Source organism: Rhodococcus sp. 27YEA6, from assembly GCF_044908235.1.
Taxonomy (GTDB): domain Bacteria; phylum Actinomycetota; class Actinomycetes; order Mycobacteriales; family Mycobacteriaceae; genus Rhodococcus_F; species Rhodococcus_F qingshengii.
The window spans coordinates 1-15,321 of the sequence record NZ_JBIYCY010000019.1; the positions used below are offsets into that span (position 1 = coordinate 1).

At 61.4% G+C, this 15,321-nt stretch carries 12 protein-coding genes and 3 pseudogenes; 10 read left to right on the forward strand and 5 right to left on the reverse strand.

The window, feature by feature from the left end:
* Positions 1-270 precede the first annotated feature (270 nt).
* The 3 genes and pseudogenes from istB to ABH939_RS29235 all read right to left on the reverse strand — a co-directional run bounded on the left by istB (position 271) and on the right by ABH939_RS29235 (position 3,313).
* Positions 271-1,026 (reverse strand): annotated as a pseudogene (gene istB / locus ABH939_RS29225) (IS21-like element helper ATPase IstB).
* A gap of 71 nt (positions 1,027-1,097) precedes the next feature.
* Positions 1,098-2,354: an IS21 family transposase gene (gene istA, locus ABH939_RS29230; RefSeq protein ID WP_151097255.1), complete on the reverse strand. Its 1,257-nt coding sequence runs from the start codon at positions 2,352-2,354 to the stop codon at positions 1,098-1,100.
* A gap of 584 nt (positions 2,355-2,938) precedes the next feature.
* Positions 2,939-3,313, reverse strand: coding sequence for an SDR family NAD(P)-dependent oxidoreductase (locus ABH939_RS29235; protein WP_151097400.1), 375 nt, complete (start codon positions 3,311-3,313; stop codon positions 2,939-2,941).
* A gap of 130 nt (positions 3,314-3,443) precedes the next feature.
* Between ABH939_RS29235 and ABH939_RS29240 the strand changes: the two are divergent.
* The 4 genes and pseudogenes from ABH939_RS29240 (at position 3,444) to ABH939_RS29255 (ending at position 7,973) form a co-directional block, all read left to right on the forward strand.
* Positions 3,444-4,975, forward strand: a pseudogene (locus ABH939_RS29240) (AMP-binding protein).
* A gap of 162 nt (positions 4,976-5,137) precedes the next feature.
* Positions 5,138-6,061, forward strand: coding sequence for a crotonase/enoyl-CoA hydratase family protein (locus tag ABH939_RS29245; protein WP_151097253.1), 924 nt, complete (start codon positions 5,138-5,140; stop codon positions 6,059-6,061).
* Complete coding sequence (locus tag ABH939_RS29250) at positions 6,058-7,218, forward strand: acyl-CoA dehydrogenase family protein (RefSeq protein WP_151097251.1); 1,161 nt, start codon at positions 6,058-6,060, stop codon at positions 7,216-7,218. Before ABH939_RS29245 ends, ABH939_RS29250 begins: the two co-directional genes overlap by 4 nt.
* Positions 7,215-7,973, forward strand: a complete 759-nt coding sequence (locus ABH939_RS29255; RefSeq protein WP_054781252.1) for an SDR family NAD(P)-dependent oxidoreductase — start codon at positions 7,215-7,217, stop codon at positions 7,971-7,973. The genes ABH939_RS29250 and ABH939_RS29255 overlap by 4 nt, the downstream gene beginning before the upstream one ends.
* Before the next feature lie 253 nt (positions 7,974-8,226).
* On the opposite strand, the gene ABH939_RS29260 is transcribed toward ABH939_RS29255, so the two are convergent.
* Positions 8,227-9,504 carry an acyl-CoA dehydrogenase family protein gene (locus tag ABH939_RS29260; protein WP_151097249.1) on the reverse strand — a complete coding sequence of 426 codons (1,278 nt, stop codon included), beginning with the start codon at positions 9,502-9,504 and terminating at the stop codon, positions 8,227-8,229.
* Positions 9,505-9,678: 174 nt separating this feature from the next.
* Between ABH939_RS29260 and ABH939_RS29265 the strand changes: the two genes are divergently transcribed.
* From ABH939_RS29265 to ABH939_RS29280, 4 genes and pseudogenes are all read left to right on the forward strand, one after another.
* Complete coding sequence (locus ABH939_RS29265) at positions 9,679-10,203, forward strand: aromatic-ring-hydroxylating dioxygenase subunit beta (protein WP_054781261.1); 525 nt, start codon at positions 9,679-9,681, stop codon at positions 10,201-10,203.
* Positions 10,200-11,003: an SDR family NAD(P)-dependent oxidoreductase gene (locus tag ABH939_RS29270; RefSeq protein WP_151097247.1), complete on the forward strand. Its 804-nt coding sequence runs from the start codon at positions 10,200-10,202 to the stop codon at positions 11,001-11,003. The genes ABH939_RS29265 and ABH939_RS29270 overlap by 4 nt, the downstream gene beginning before the upstream one ends.
* Before the next feature lie 443 nt (positions 11,004-11,446).
* Positions 11,447-11,608: pseudogene (locus ABH939_RS29275) on the forward strand (hypothetical protein); the annotation flags it as partial.
* A gap of 56 nt (positions 11,609-11,664) precedes the next feature.
* Positions 11,665-12,003: a hypothetical protein gene (locus ABH939_RS29280; RefSeq protein WP_243580658.1), complete on the forward strand. Its 339-nt coding sequence runs from the start codon at positions 11,665-11,667 to the stop codon at positions 12,001-12,003.
* 282 nt (positions 12,004-12,285) lie between these two features.
* On the opposite strand, the gene ABH939_RS29285 is transcribed toward ABH939_RS29280, so the two are convergent.
* Complete coding sequence (locus tag ABH939_RS29285; protein WP_256083121.1) at positions 12,286-12,411, reverse strand: hypothetical protein; 126 nt, start codon at positions 12,409-12,411, stop codon at positions 12,286-12,288.
* Between the two features lie 332 nt (positions 12,412-12,743).
* Between ABH939_RS29285 and ABH939_RS29290 the strand changes: the two genes are divergently transcribed.
* Positions 12,744-13,577: an IclR family transcriptional regulator gene (locus ABH939_RS29290; protein ID WP_151097243.1), complete on the forward strand. Its 834-nt coding sequence runs from the start codon at positions 12,744-12,746 to the stop codon at positions 13,575-13,577.
* Between the two features lie 120 nt (positions 13,578-13,697).
* Positions 13,698-15,257, forward strand: coding sequence for a long-chain-fatty-acid--CoA ligase (locus ABH939_RS29295; RefSeq protein WP_191908625.1), 1,560 nt, complete (start codon positions 13,698-13,700; stop codon positions 15,255-15,257).
* The last annotated feature ends 64 nt before the right edge of the window (positions 15,258-15,321 follow it).

Here is a 15,321-nt window from a genome sequence, read left to right on the forward strand (position 1 = left end):
TCACTACAATTACCACCGACCGCATTCAACACGCGGAGGACGACCACCCGCCGCTTACCGCCGGCACCGCGTCACCAACGTCCGCGCCTCATACAGCTAGTCACTCGTTACTTTCGAAAAACCCTCGGGATTCCGGGGGTTTTTTCGTTTTTCACGTGCTGCATAAATTCAGTTGAATGCCTGCTCCAACGGTCAAGTACGGAGCAGTGTCAACGACGGGTTGGAATTGACCCCTTGCCGACGGATTGGAATTGACCCCGCTGGCTCTGGTTAGTCGCTGCCAGCCCGGTTGTTTTTACTGAGCAATTCACGTCGTTGCCGAGTCCGGTAAGAATCGCCCGTCAGCGTAAGAACCTCGGCATGATGCACCAGTCGATCGATCATCGCTGCCGCGACGACATCGTCGGAGAACGTCTCACCCCACCGCCCGAACGGCAGATTCGAGGTGACCATGATCGAACCCAACTCGTACCGGGATGCGACAAGTTGGAAGAACAAATTCGCCGCGTCCTGATCGAACGGAATGTATCCGACTTCGTCGATGATGATGAGTTTCTAGCGGCGAATCTTCTTCAGTTCCGCTTCGAGCCGGCCGGCATGGTGTGCGGCACCGAGGCGGGCAATCCAGTTCGATGCCGTGTCGAAGAGGACGGAGTAGCCGGCGTGGGTCGCTTTGACGCCGAGTCCGATTGCGATGTGTGTTTTGCCGATGCCGGGCGGGCCGAGCAGGATCACGTTCTCTGCCTTCGCGACGAAAGTTCCGGTGGCCAAGTGCGCCAACACATCACGACGTAGCGATGGCAGGTGGTCGAGGTTGAAGTCCTCGAGAGTTTTCACCGCCGGAAAATGTGCAGTGCGGATCCGCATGATGGCACCTTTGGATTCGCGGTCAGCGACCTGACGTTGCAACAGCGCGGCGAGGTATTCCTCGTGGGACCAGTTCTCGTCCCGCGCCTGGGCGGCGAGGTCTTCCCAGGTTGCTCCGATCGTCGGGGTTTTCAGTACACGGGTGAGGTAGGCGATCATCGACGGCAACCATCGGATGGCCCTGCCCGTTTGGTTGGTGTTGCGGTCTTCGAATTGGTGGAGGTAGCCACTTACGTTCTCGCTTTCGTTGTGGGAGTGGAGAAATCGACCCCGAAGAGGGCGTCGTAGTCAGGCAGAGCACGCAAGGCGACCCGGTGCCCGTCGAGATGGTGGCGGTCGGCGTCACGGCGGCGTCGCTGGTCGGCGGTGAACTGTTGCCGCAACTGCGCGGCCGCCTGGACGTGAGCCGGATCGGTGACCACGGCATGTTTCGCCCAGGACCGCCGGTGAGAGGCGACGACCTGTCCCTCACAGGTGACCACCACCTCGTTCGGTGATGCGGCGACGTCGACGAACCTGCCGATCACTCGCGGGTCGACGGAGTAGTCGACCGAGTCCATCCTGACGTAATAGTCACGGGCCAAACGGATTCGGTGATGCAGTCCGATCGACGGGTTCACCGGCGGCAGCGGAAGCATCGCCGAATAGTCCGTGTCGAGCAGATCGATCGGGCGGCCCCCGGTCGAGCGAACCATCCGAGAGTTGGCGCGTTCGAGCCAGTCGCCGAGTTGGTCGTTGAAGTCGTCGGGTGAAGCAAACCGGTGGCCAGGCAGAAACGAGGTCTCGAGGTAACCGTTGTGCCGTTCGACCATGCCCTTGTACTCGGGGTCCCGCGGTGGAGCGAGTTTGATCTGCGTGGCCAACGTTCCCGCGAACGCCACCGCCGGGGTGGTCACCTTTCCAGTGCCGCCGATCGCCGATTCCCGATCCCACAACAGCGTTTTGGTCACTCGACCGACCTGCGATATCGAGGTCCACATGCCCGAGAGAATGTCCCCGCCCTGCCTCGACGGAATCATCGATGCGGTCATGAACCGTGAGAACGCCAACGTCATCACCAGCACAGGCAAGATTCGTTCCTGCCCGGCTGCGACCGGGATTCTCGTCTCCGGGAACCAGAGATCGCATTGGGTGAGTTGGCCCGGCTCGTAGGTGATTCGGTCGGCGGGGTCGATGCCCTGGTACTCCGGCCGAATCTGTCGCACCCGATCCTTGAGTGTTGTCAGCGAATGTTCCCAGCCGATCCGTTCGGCGATTACCGTCGCCGGCATCCGCGGATACTCGGACAGCAATTGCCGGATCTGTGGCTCGACTCCATCGGCGAGTGAGCCACGCGGACCACGTTCCCGACTCGGAGGGCCCTGCGCGCGTAACGCGGTGCGCACGGTGTTCCGGGCGATGCCCATCCGTCGTGCGATTTCCTTGATCGGTATTCCTTCGCTGCGATGCAGACGACGGATTTCTGCCCAATCCTCCACTGATATCACCCTCCTAGCATCGGAGAGGGGTCAATCCCAATCCGTCGCTACGGGGTCATTCTTGAGCCGTCGTCGACAAGCAGTTACAGTGCGAAGCAGCTACGCAGTCAGAGGAAGAACCCCCTGCTCATGTCCACAATTTAGTTCACGATTGAGTTCAAGTGCGAGATCCTCGCGATCACTAGCGATCGCGATCAGATCAGCGACGTACTGGCTCAGAGACGTAGCACCTGCCGAACTCCGCTGTGTCTTGAGCGTCTCAATCAGCTCTGACGGGAGTCGGACAGTCAGTGACGTCCGGTCACCCTTACTGGGCATCGGCATGGCACGGCCTCCTTCTGTCTGGCACTTATACGTTCTGAACCTTGTGCACCATCCTGAACCAGAATCAGCTTCGAGTGACGTTGACACGCCGTGCTTGATCGAAGGAATTCCGCAAACCTGACAAGTAGACAAGCATCGGTGGCATTCGTCCGTCGTTGGCCCTCGATCGTTTAGTGGATGTGCAAGCCTTTTCAGGAACCGGCAAATTGGGTGATATCTTTCGTAGCTGATCGAACGCTCCGTGAGCTGTGTGGAAGACACCCATCAGATCAATATCGATTACGGTCCGAAACCTTTGGGGCTGATCTTTTCTGCGGGTGTGAAAAAGGTTTCCTGCGGCACCGGCGACGACCGTGGTCTCCGGATCCAGTTCTTCGGCTGTACGAGTGAGCGCCCGCAGCCACTTCTTCGGCGTCACGAACATCTGCCACAGAACGACAGACACGGGCGCCGAGGGCTTTCAATTCGTCAGCTGCGGCAATCAGTTTGCGCTCGGTTCGACCGGAGATGGATACGGACGCACCGCTTTGTGCGAAGGTTCGTGCGATCGCGAGATTGATGCCCTGCCTCCGCCAGTGATGAACGCCGTATGTCCGCGCAGGAGGCCAGCGGGGAGCAGATCCGGGACATGAGGTGGAGGGTATGAAGTCGGCATTCTCTCAGATTGCTTGTCGAAGCGCGTCGGAGTATCGAAGGTTTCCAGTCGATGGAACAAATGGTCCCGGCGGACGAGAATCGGGGCGATCCTGCGATCCCTACCCAGGAGCCCACGCCATCGCAAATCCAGACAAAGCCGCTGTCATCGTGGCTGACACCGGTGGCATTCTCACCTACGCAGACTTGGAGGAACGGTCGCTTCGGTTGGCTCACGTCCTGCGGGACGCCGGACTGAAACAGGGGGACTGCATCGCTGTACTAGCAGAGAACACGCCACGGTATTTCGAGATCTACTGGGCCGCAATGCGTTGTGGTCTCTACTTCACTGCACTCAACGTCTACCTCGCTCTCGACGAGCACCTACACGTGATCGACGACAGCGGTGTGGAAGCTATTTTCGTGTCCGCAGCTAAGGCCGAACTCGGTGCCAGGATTGCCGAGCAACCTCCGGATCTCACTCTGCATGCGTCCATCAGCGGGCAGATTCCCGGATACTCCGATCTCGACGAACTACTCGCCGAAGCGTCGACGGAACCGCTTGCAGATCAGACTGCCGGACAGGACATGCTGTATTCGTCCGGAACTACCGGAAAGCCAGGGGATTCGTGCCCCGCTGCCCGACCATCAAGTAAGCGAGCCGGGTCACCCACTTATTGTCGTGTTCGGATCGCGCTATGGGCTCGGCGCCGACATGTCTACTTTTCGCCTGCCCGCTGTATCATGCAGCGCCGCTGCGGTTCTGTGCGATGATACAGGCTCTGGGTGGAACCGTCGTTCTTCTACGCAAGTTCGACGCCGAGGGCGCGCTGGCCGTGATCGAGAAGCACGGGGTCACTCACAGCCAGTGGGTACCGACGATGTTCGTCCGCATGCTCAAGTTTTCCGCGAGAGGTGCGCGAGCGTTACGACACTTCGAGCATGCGCGTTGCGATCCATGCCGCCGCACCGCGCCCAGTCGAGGTGAAGCAGGAGATGAGCCGCTGGTGGAGGCCTGTCTTCGAGGAGTATTACTCCGTGACCGAGACTCACGGCATCACCATGCTTGACTCACACGAATGGCTCGTACGCCTGGGTTCGGTCGGCAAGTCATCTCTCGGGATCCTTCGAGTGTGCGACGATTCCCTCCCGGATCACCCCGAGGTGGATTCGGGTCAGACCGGGTTGGTCTATTTCGAGCGCGACATGATTCCGTTCGTGTATCACAATGACCCTGAGAAGACCCTTCAGGCGCAACATACGCAGCACCCGAAGCGGACCACCACCGGCAACATTGGATGGTTGGACGCTGACGGATATCTGTATCTCACCGACCGTCGTGCGTTGGTGATCATTTCTGGCGGTGCGAACATCCATCCGCAGGAAGCGGAAAACATTCTGACGCTCCCTCCCGCAGTGCTGGATGTTGGTGTCGTCGGAGTTCCCGACGCGGACATAGGCGAAGCAGTGAAGGCATCGTGCAGCTCGCAACGGGGTTCGTCCCCTCTCCCGAGCTGGAACAAGAGCTCATCGACTACGTGCGCGAGCGGATCGCGAAGTACAAGGCCCTCACGTCGGTCGATTTCGCCCAGGATCTTCCTCGAACACCGACGGGCAAGCTGGTGAAGGGCAAAATCAAGGAGCGCTACCTGACCCAGGCGTCTGCGGACTGAAACGAGTTCGGAATGTATTACACATCAACGTTTTCCAACATTCGGAACGTTTCAGTGACGCCCGTGCCGGGGCTGCTGGACCATCTCTGCGGTGTCGAGAGTTCGACACCCTGCGGGAGCGCCGGCATACCGACCGTCGCCATCATGGAGGTTTCCTGAATTATGCAGACATTCACCACGATCTCACTGTCGATCGCCACCGGAATCGCCACCGTGACACTTGCTCGTCCGGACCGTCTCAATGCGTTCACGGACGAGATGGAAGCGGAACTGATCGCCGCGTACGACCAGTGTGACGCGGACGACGACGTACAGGTGATCGTTCTCACCGGGTCGGGGCGTGCGTTCTGCGCGGGAATGGACCTCGTCGACGGCGCGGACGCGTTCGACGCGTGGCGTACCAGCGTAACTGCCCCTCCAGGAACACAATACGAGGTCGACGGTGAGACACTCCCAATGCGACGAGACGGTGGAGGTCGAGTGGTGCTTCGGATGTACGCGTGCCGTAAACCGATCATCGCCGCGATCAACGGTGCCGCTGTCGGCGTGGGCGCAACGATGGTCCTGGCTGCCGATATACGACTCGCGTCGGATCGGGCACGATTCGGATATGTGTTCAATCGCCGTGGGGTTGTCCCCGAATCGTGTTCGACATGGTTTCTCCCCCGGGTCGTGCCGATTCAGGTAGCCATGGAATGGATGCTCACCGGCCGGGTGTTTCCCGCTGCCGAGGCTCACGAAAACGGATTGGTACGCAGTGTTCACGCACCCGACAACCTGCTCGCGGCGGCATACGAGCTCGCCCGGGAAATCGTGGAATCCACCTCTCCCGTATCGGCGGCACTGACACGGCAACTGGTGTGGCGCATGCTGGGCGCGCCGCATCCCATGCTTGCTCACACTGCGGAAACGAACGCTCTCAACGTGCGCGGAGTGAGTGCCGACGCCCGAGAGGGCTTCGCGGCGTTCTTGGATAAGCGTCCACCGAAGTTCCCCGACCACGTGTCCACACACATGCCAGACGTCGTGACTGACCTTCTCCCCGAATCCGACTTCGACGCGACCAAACTGCGAGGACAACGATGAGACGGCACCTGTACGACGCAGACCACCAAGCATTTCGTGAGGTAGTGGCCGAGTTCGTGAAGCGCGAGGTCGTTCCGCATCTTAATCGCTGGGACGAACAGCGGTTCATCGATCGCGACACGTGGATCGCTGCCGGTAAACAGGGCATCGTCGGTCTTGCAGCACCGGAGAACTACGGCGGCGGTGGCGGAACCGACTACCGTTTCCGCGCAGTAGTCATGGAGGAATTCGCCAAGGTGCACGCCACCGCGCTTTCGTCGAGTTTCTCGCTCCAAGATGACATCGCCATCCCGTACATCAAAGAGCTCGGCAACCAGGACCAGCTCGCTCGGTGGATGCCGTCGATGGCGACAGGTGAGCTGATCGGCGCGATCGCCATGACCGAACCTGGAACCGGCAGTGATCTTAAGGGGATTCGCACCTCCGCTACCAAAGTCGCAGGCGGCTGGCTTGTCAATGGTTCGAAGACACTGATCACCAACGGTATCCAGAGCGACATTGTCATCACCGTCGCGCGCACCGATCCAGAAGGCGGCGTGAACGGTTTCAGCCTGCTGGTGGTCGAGCGAGACATGCCGGGATTCATTCGTGGACGCAAACTTCAGAAGATCGGCCTGCACGCGCAGGACACCGCCGAATTGGTCTACGAGGACGTGTTCGTTCCCGAGGCGAACGTACTCGGCAGAATCGGTAGCGGATTCGGACAATTGAAGGTCAAGCTGCCCCTGGAACGGCTCAGCATCGCGGTCCACGCTCTGGCCGTCGCGGAATCGATTCTGCGCGAGACCATCACGTACGTGCGAGACCGAACGGCCTTCGGCCAACGGATCGCCGACTTCCAGAACACGCAGTTCGAACTCGCCGAGATCCAGACAGAGGTGAATATCGGCGGAAATTTCGTCGATCAGGCAATCCTCGCCCTGAATGCTGTCGATTTAGTCGATGTCGATGTCGATGCGGCACAGGCGAAGTGGTGGTCCGCAGATCTCCAGAACAGAGTTGTCGATCGCTGCCTGCAACTTCGCGGAGGGTATGGATTCATGATCGAGTACCCCGTCGCACGGGCCTACCAGGATGCTCGGATTCAACGAATCTTCGACGGAACCAACGAGATCATGAAGCAAATCATCGGCCGTTCCCTGGTAGGGCCGGCGTGACCGTAGACGTAGGGATCGACGGCCAGGTTGCACTCGTCACCGGGGCAGCCACAGGGCTCGGATTCGGCTTCTCGAAGACGTTGGCACGATCTGGTGCCATTGTCGGGTTGGCGGGGCGTCGTCCAGACCGGTTGGCCGACGCAGTGGCTCGGGTCGAGACCGAGGGCGGTACCGCATTCCCGGTGACACTCGACGTCCGCGACCCCGATGCAATCGAGGCCGCGATGGAGCACATTACCCAAATTTATGGACCGCCACAGATTTTGGTCAACAATGCAGGTGTGCCGGACGCAAGACGAGCACATCAAATGCCGTTGGAGTTGGTCGACACGGTCCTTGAGACGAACATTCGTGGGCCGTGGCTGCTGGCGACCGCGGTCGCCTCGCGACTCATTGCGGCCGGGCTGGAGGGTCGGATCGTCAACGTGTCGTCGATGTCGGCATTCGACTATCGCGGAGAGGGAGCTGCTCTCTACTCGGTCACGAAAGCGGCGATGAGTCGTATGGCGGAGGTTCTCGCGGTGGAGTGGGCGGCATACGGTATCAACGTGAATGCAATCGCTCCCGGAGCGTTCGCATCCGAGATGATGGACGCGATGCTGGATCGGGTGGGCGACATCACTACCTCGTTCCCGCGGAAGCGCCTCGGGGATCCAGCGATGCTGGAGAGCACCCTTCTCTATCTGGTCTCACCGGCATCCCAGTATGTCACTGGCACCGTCATCAAGGTAGATGACGGCCAGTACCCACGCTGATCTCCGCGGATTGGGCGTGTGCTCGGCCACTACAGGTAGAACCCATGAGCCGGCACAGACCAGAACGAGCGCATCCCGAGTATCCCGATTACGGATGTCAGTCAGGGCCGACATCCGTAATCGGCGAAACCACCCGTCTAGGGGTCGCGTCTCGTTGGTTGAAGCGAAACAGACCGAACCGGTTCACCAGTCGAGCGGCTCATGCAGTTGTGTTCACCGGGAAGTCTGGCGGAACGACCGAGGCAATCTGGTGTCACAACACCTCGGAAGCGTCGTAGAGCTCGTGGGCGCGGCGTGTCATCTCGGCCTTGTGGTAAGCGGGGAACATGCCCACTGCCGGCTTGACATCCCGCAGGACTTCCTTGGCGACGACGACTTTGTGGACCTCCGTTGGGCCGTCGGCGAGGCCGACATGGAACGAGTGGACGACCCACTCCGCGAACGGCATCTCGTGGGTCAGCCCTAGCGACCCGTGGAGATGCAAGGCGCGGGAGGAGATGTCGTGCAGGAGTTTCGGCATCGTCGCCTTGACCGCCGAGACGTTCTTGCGGATCGCCTTCCAGTCGTTGCCCTGATCGGCCAGCCATGCGGTCTCGAGGATCAGCAGACGGAACTGGCGCAGCTCGACCCAGCTGTCGGCGATCTTCTCCTGCACAAGTTGCTTCTGTGAGAGCTGCTCGCCCTTGGTCTCGCGCGAGACGACGCGCTCGCACATCATCTCGAAAGCGCGCGTGGCCTGAGCGAGGGTACGCATCGCGTGATGCATGCGGCCACCGCCGAGCCGGACCTGGGCGACGACGAAGGCATCGCCTGGTCCACCGAGCATGTTCTCCTTCGGGACACGGACGTCCTTGAATCGCAGGTGGGCGTGCGAATCGTCGCGTTCCCCGTAGAAGCCGTAATTCTTGATGTTCTCGATGCCGGGCAGGTCGCGGGGGACGATGAACATCGACATGCGGCGGTACGGATTCTCGGTGTCCGGGTCTGTCACCACCATGAGGATGAAGAACGCCGCGTGGTCGGCTTCGGAGGCGAACCACTTCTCGCCGTTGATGACCCACTCATCACCGTCAGGCTCGGCATGGGCTGTAAAGACCAGGGGGTCGGCACCGCCCTGCGGTTCGGTCATCGAGAAGCATGACACGATCTCGTTCGCCAGCAGAGGGTAGAGGAAGGTCTCCTTCTGCTCGTCGGTGCCGTAGTGCGCGAGGATTTCGGCATTGCCGGAATCCGGTGCCTGGCAGCCGAAAACGATCGGGCCGAAGCGCGACATGCCGAACTTCTCGTTCATCAGTGCGAGTTTGAGCTGACCGTAGCCTTTGCCGCCTAGTTCGGGGCCCAGGTGGCAGGCCCACAGGCCGCGAGCTTGGACCTCGGCCTGCAGCGGCCGGACGAGGCGGGTGAACTCGGGGTCATGAATGTTCCACTGGCTGCCCAGTAAGTAGTCCAGTGGCTGGACCTTTTCGCGCACAAAAGTGTCGATCCAGTCGAGCTCAGGTTGAAATTCGGGATCGTTCTCAAAGCTCCACATGTTGGCTGTCCGTTCAGTCGAGTATCGCAATGACGTTAGGTCAATTGAATTAAAAGCACAATCAATTGCTTTATTAGGTGCCTGGGGTGGAGGTTCCGAACCTTGGAACGTGGTCTGGCCGACGCTCGATCGGTCCGAGAGACTGACGGTCCGTGAGACAACAGGAGGTTGACGATGAGTAATGTCCAGGTGGACCCCGGACCCGTGCTGTCCGTGTCGGATACGCAGCTCCGCCAGATCGAGCAGTTCCTTTTCGACGAGGCACAGGTACTCGACGAATGGCGGTTGCACGAGTGGCTTGAGCTCTTCACCGCAGATGCCCACTACCTCATTCCTGCCACCGACCGCCCCGAGGGCGACCCGAGCCGAGACTTGTTCCTAGTGCAGGACGATCGGTTCCTTTTGGAGCAGCGTGTCAATTCGTTGCTGACCCGCGCTGCTCACGCGGAATACCCACACTCGCGGACGACCCGGATGATCTCCAATATCCGGGCGACGCACGGTGACGGCGGGCGTATTCGCGTCCGAGCCAACTTCGCCGTCTACCGCGTCCGTAACGGTGTCATCGACACGTACGTCGGCCAGTACCGCCACATCCTCGAGTACGATGCCGAACAGGTCCTCAGGTACGTCGAGCGCAAGTCCGTGCTGACCTTGGATGCTCTTCGCCCTCACGGCAAGGTCAGCATCATCCTGTGAACCGTCTCGAAGGCAAGGTCGCGATCGTCACCGGTGCCAGTGCCAACATCGGGGGATCGCTGGCCGCCGGGCTGGCTGCCGCGGGGGCCAAGGTCGTGTGTACAGATATGTCGGCCGAGGTTGCGGCAGCGACCGTGAACCGCATCGAGGACGCGGGCGGTGAGGCATTCGCCGTGACCGGCGACGTCACCGATCCCGATCATGTGGCGGACGTCGTCGCCCAGGCGCTGGAGCGTTGGGGGCGTATCGACGTCCTGGTCAACAATGCAGTCTGGTTCAACCAGAAGGGGCTCTTCACAATGCCTCTCGAGGAGTACCGCCGTCAGATCGACATCATCCTGGGTGGGGCCTTCCTGTTTACTCGAGCGGTCGGCCAGGTGATGATCGATCAGCAGATCGCAGGCAGCATCATCAACGTCCTCTCAACCGCGGCGTGGCAGGGTCAGCCTGGAAATATTGGCTACAGCACCGGTAAGAGTGGACTCATCAACTTCACCCGTTCGGTCGCGATGGAGCTCGCCGAGTATGGCATCCGTGTCAACGGCTTCACCCCGACTGCGACGCAGCCGGAGGACCCGAAGTTGGTGGCGCGGATGGCCGCGATGACGAGCCAGCCCAGCGCCTACCCGATGGACTTCACCGCCCAATTCCCGATGAAGCGGCTGCCGACGCCGAGCGACTACGTGCCAACGGTCGTGTTCCTTGCCTCGGACGATGCCCGGATGATCACCGGCAGCAACATCACGGTTGATGGGGGCGCCACTGCAAAGTATTGGCCGTGGAGGCCTCAGCAGGACTGACCAAACCAATAGGACCGAGCAAGGAGAAAAATGTGCGTGCTGCCATTATCGCCGAACTCGGAGCTGCGCCGGTCCTCGGTGAGAGACCCGAACCGATCACCGGTAAGGACGGCGTTCTCGTGCATAGTTCTCGTGCATAGTTCGACCGCCGCCCTCAATCCGGCGGACCTGGATATACGCCTCGGGCATTCGCCCGACGCCGTTCGTTCCCTGGACCGAAGCGGTCGGTAGAACGTCCGACGGTGAGCGGGTCTACCTTTATCCCGCACTGCACCCCCACGGGGCGTTAGCGGAGCAGGCTGTGGCGCATGCAGGGCAAGTCCAGCAGCTCACAGACGACATCGCCGACGAACAAGCCCTTTGCCTCGATGTAGAGGGTACGACCGCTTGGCTCGCACTGACATACAAGGCTGGAATCCCGCCCGGGGAGTCGGTACTGGTGCTTGGGGGGCAGTGTCGGCCAGATCGCCGTACAGGCTGCCAAGGCTCTCGGGGCGCGCCGTGTCGTCGCTGCTGGTCGTGACCGAGAAACCTTGGACGCCGTGCAGGATCGCGGAGCAGGCGCTGTGGTGACGCTCGACGAGGCCTACGAGGGCAGACTCGCCGGCGCCTCCGAAGGGGGGGCTTCGACCTCGCCGTCGACTCTCTGTTCGGCGCGCCTATGGCAGCCGGCATCCAGGCGACCCGCGTGGGCGGCCGAATCGTCAACCTCGGGATGCGAGCCGGCTGGACCGTCGAACTCCGCGGGATCCCCCTCAAAGAGCGAGACCTGTTCTCCTGCAGCATCGGCATGGTGCCGATCGATGTCAGGGCGCGGGCCTTCGGCGACCTGAGTCAACTGGCGCTCACCGGTGGAATCCACGTCGAGTCCGAGCGTACGGCCCTTGCCGATGTCGCCGAGAGGTGGAAGCGCCAGGAAACCAGCCACACTGCAAGCTGCTCGTCACACCTTGAGGGTGGACCTCGGCTCAGCTGGTGGCGGCGGGCCACGATCGTGTAACTCAGGCGCATGCCGTCCGAGTCGGCCCGTGTCACCACTACCGTCCGATTTAGCTACGCATGAGAGGGGACTGGCGGTCTCGAAAAGTCTTGGGCAGAGAGAGCGTGTGGATTCTCGGCCCGTGAGGTCGTACGCCCGCGCGTCTCGGCATAGACGGGGATCCGTCCTCGGTCTCGATGACCAGACGTACGTCGAAGACGCCAGCCCCGTTCAATCTGATAACGATCCAGTCTGCACCGGACCTACCCTTGACTCGTCCGGCCAGGACCGTAGAAGTATCCGTCAAGTAGTTCGACGATCGTGTGCGCCGTTCGGACCGCTGCTGATCACCATTGGTGCCGCCACTTCAAGCTCCGCGGTTGCCAGCTCCCCGCGGCGCAGCGTCGGCTCGTCGCTATGTGTCGTCACGGCAAATCACCTTTTGCAAGGCGATAGTGCCCGGGACAGGCCCACTCGATGTCGTTCTAGGTTTGCCAACGTGGAGCCGGACGGGATCTACAGTGCGGGCCACCGGCTCCAGCGGTCGGGACGGTACGCATGGTGACCGCGATATGGGCCCCGGGCGGTGCGCAGGCGTTCCAGCGGTCGGAACCTTGGGTGCCATTTATCGGACGCTGATCCCACCATGACCACTAACTACGGCGTTACTTACATCACACCGACTCGGCTGAACTGACAGCGACGCTCCCGTCGCACCAGCATGCTCTGGGTAGGTGGTAGCGGTGAGGAAGAGGGCCCACATGAGCATCGACATGATAGAACCACTCACGCTCGGCCAGGAGGTCAACGCACCTCGTCAACCGACTGAGACCATCGCACAGTCCTCCGCGTCGAAGGCGCTGGCACTGCTCGAGGCCATCTCCAAAGCTCGCGGAAACTCCTTCGGCGTCACCGAGGTCGCGGCAGACATCGGTGTCCCCAAGAGCACGGCCCACCGGTTGCTCAAAACTCTCGAGGAGCACGGCTTCGTCGGACGCACCGGCTCGCGCTACCGCGTCGGCGGCAGCTTCTTCGAGCTCAGCGAAGCGGCCCGCTGGTCGGAGTTCGGCGAGCTGCGTGACGTAGCGCCCGGACCGCTCAACTGGCTGTTCGAGCGCTCGAACGCCGACGCCGTTCACCTGGCTACGTTGAGCGGTCGCGACGTGCTCTATCTCGACAAGATCACCAGGCCGGCCGGAACCCGGTTGCCGAGCCGAGTCGGCGGCCGCTTTCCGGCTACCTGCACGGCACTGGGAAAAGCGATCCTCGCACATAGCCCGCGTGCGACGGTCGTGTACGTCATCGGCCAGCCGCTGACCCGGGTCACTCCGTACTCGGTCTCCCTACGCAAGCAGTTCGTCGACCAGCTGGGCAAAGCACAGACGGAGGGATACGCGATCGAGCGAGAAGAGGCATGCCACGGAACGATCTGCGTTGCTGCGCCGGTACTGCACGCCGGAGTGGCCATTGCCGCGGTCTCGCTGAGTGTTCCGACTGCAATTGTGATGCGCGTTGGCGACACCGATCTGGGTGCCTTAGGCCGGCTCGCGGTCGATGCTGCTGCTCGAATCGCTCACTTGCTCCCTCTTGATTGAAAGAGGTCCCTGTCTCCGTCGACGCTAACCCGTATATCCGTCGACACCGACCCGTCCATTGCCGAGTGCGTACGGCACTTTCCGAATCACCTCCACTCCCTCCGACTGAAAGAGTTCCCTGTGTCCGTCGACATCGACCCATCCATTGCCGAGTACGTCCGTCGCTGGGCAACCACGAGGTCCGATGCACCTTGTATGAGCTGCGACAACGTGACCCTTACGTGGGGCGAGCTCCACGACCGGGCCAGCCGGCTCGCACACGGGCTCGCTGAGACCGGCGTCGGACCGCAGGACCGAGTCGTGTTCCTGGACAAAAATAACCTGGAGTTCTTCGAGATCACCGTCGGGTCCGCGATGGCCGGCGCCGTGACCGCAGCAGTCAACTGGCGTCTCGCGCCCCGCGAGATGCTGCAGATCATCAATCACTCCACGGCCAAGGTGCTGTTTCTGGGAGAAGAGTTCGTCGAGCAGTACGAGCAGTTCTGTGACGAAATGACGACGGTCGAGAAGGTCGTCGTTATCGGTAAGGCGCCGGGCCTGGAGAGTTACGAGGACTGGCTCGAGCGACACGTCGCGAAGGATCCCCTTGTACCCGTCCGATCCGACGAGACAGCGATGCAGATGTATACCTCGGGTACCACGGGCCTGCCCAAGGGCGTCCTGTTCAGCAATCGCGCCGTGCTCGCGACGGAGGGCATGGCTGAGGTGCTGCGCGTCGACGAGACGTCGACTCTGCTGATCTCAATGCCGGTCTTCCACTCGGCGGGAGCAAGTCTGGGGATGCTGGGCATCCGCACGGGCGCCCACAGCGTCATCGCCCGCGATGCCGCTCCCGCCACGTTGTTGTCGCTCATCGCGCGGTGGCGGATCACGATGACGACGCTCGTCCCGGCCGTGCTCAAGATGCTCATCGAGTCGCCCGAGATAAACCAGCACGACTTCTCCAGCCTGGACACGATCGCCTACGCCGCTTCACCGATCTCACCGGAGCTGCTGCGACGGTGCCTGGAAATCTTCGATGCCCGCTTCCTGCAGATCTACGGTCTGACCGAAACGCAGAGCGCCACCAATCTGCTCCCTGAGGACCACCTCGACCCCGAGCACCCCGATCGGATCCTTTCGGTCGGCCGGGCAATTCCCGGCGTCACTCTGCGTGTCGTTGACCCCGCGACGGGCGACGACGTCGACGACGACGTCGTCGGCGAAGTTTGGATTAAGGCGCCAACCAACATGCACGGATACTGGCGGAATGAGGAAGCAACGCGAGACGCGCTGACGGACGATGGCTTCGTCAGGACCGGCGACGGTGCCTCGATGCGCGATGGTTACCTCTACCTGCGTGACCGGCTCAAGGACATGATCGTGAGCGGGGCGGAGAACGTCTACCCGATCGAGATCGAAAACATCCTGATCGAGCACCCTGCTATCAACGACATCGCCGTGATCGGCGTCCCGTCGAATCGGTGGGGTGAGACGGTCAAGGCGATGGTTGTTCTGAACACCGGTGCGACGCTGACTGAGGACGAGGTCATCGCCTATGCCCGGGCCAACCTTGCTGCCTACAAGTGCCCGACGTCCGTCGAGTTTCTCGACGAGTTGCCACGCAATCCCTCAGGCAAAATCCTCAAGCGCGTGCTGCGCCTGCCGTACTGGAACGACGTCGAACGCCACATCGGCTGACCGACGGAGTTCCGACGTTTAGAACGTCCCGTGACTTGCGGTGGTCCGGTGGGACACGATCGAT

Coding starts and splice junctions, on each gene's coding strand:
- ABH939_RS29265 (WP_054781261.1), top strand. CDS start 9,679: ATGAGTAATGTCCAGGTGGACCCCGGACCCGTGCTGTCCGTGTCGGAT.
- ABH939_RS29290 (WP_151097243.1), top strand. CDS start 12,744: ATGAGCATCGACATGATAGAACCACTCACGCTCGGCCAGGAGGTCAAC.
- ABH939_RS29280 (WP_243580658.1), top strand. CDS start 11,665: ATGGCAGCCGGCATCCAGGCGACCCGCGTGGGCGGCCGAATCGTCAAC.
- ABH939_RS29250 (WP_151097251.1), top strand. CDS start 6,058: ATGAGACGGCACCTGTACGACGCAGACCACCAAGCATTTCGTGAGGTA.
- ABH939_RS29245 (WP_151097253.1), top strand. CDS start 5,138: ATGCAGACATTCACCACGATCTCACTGTCGATCGCCACCGGAATCGCC.
- ABH939_RS29260 (WP_151097249.1), bottom strand. CDS start 9,504: ATGTGGAGCTTTGAGAACGATCCCGAATTTCAACCTGAGCTCGACTGG.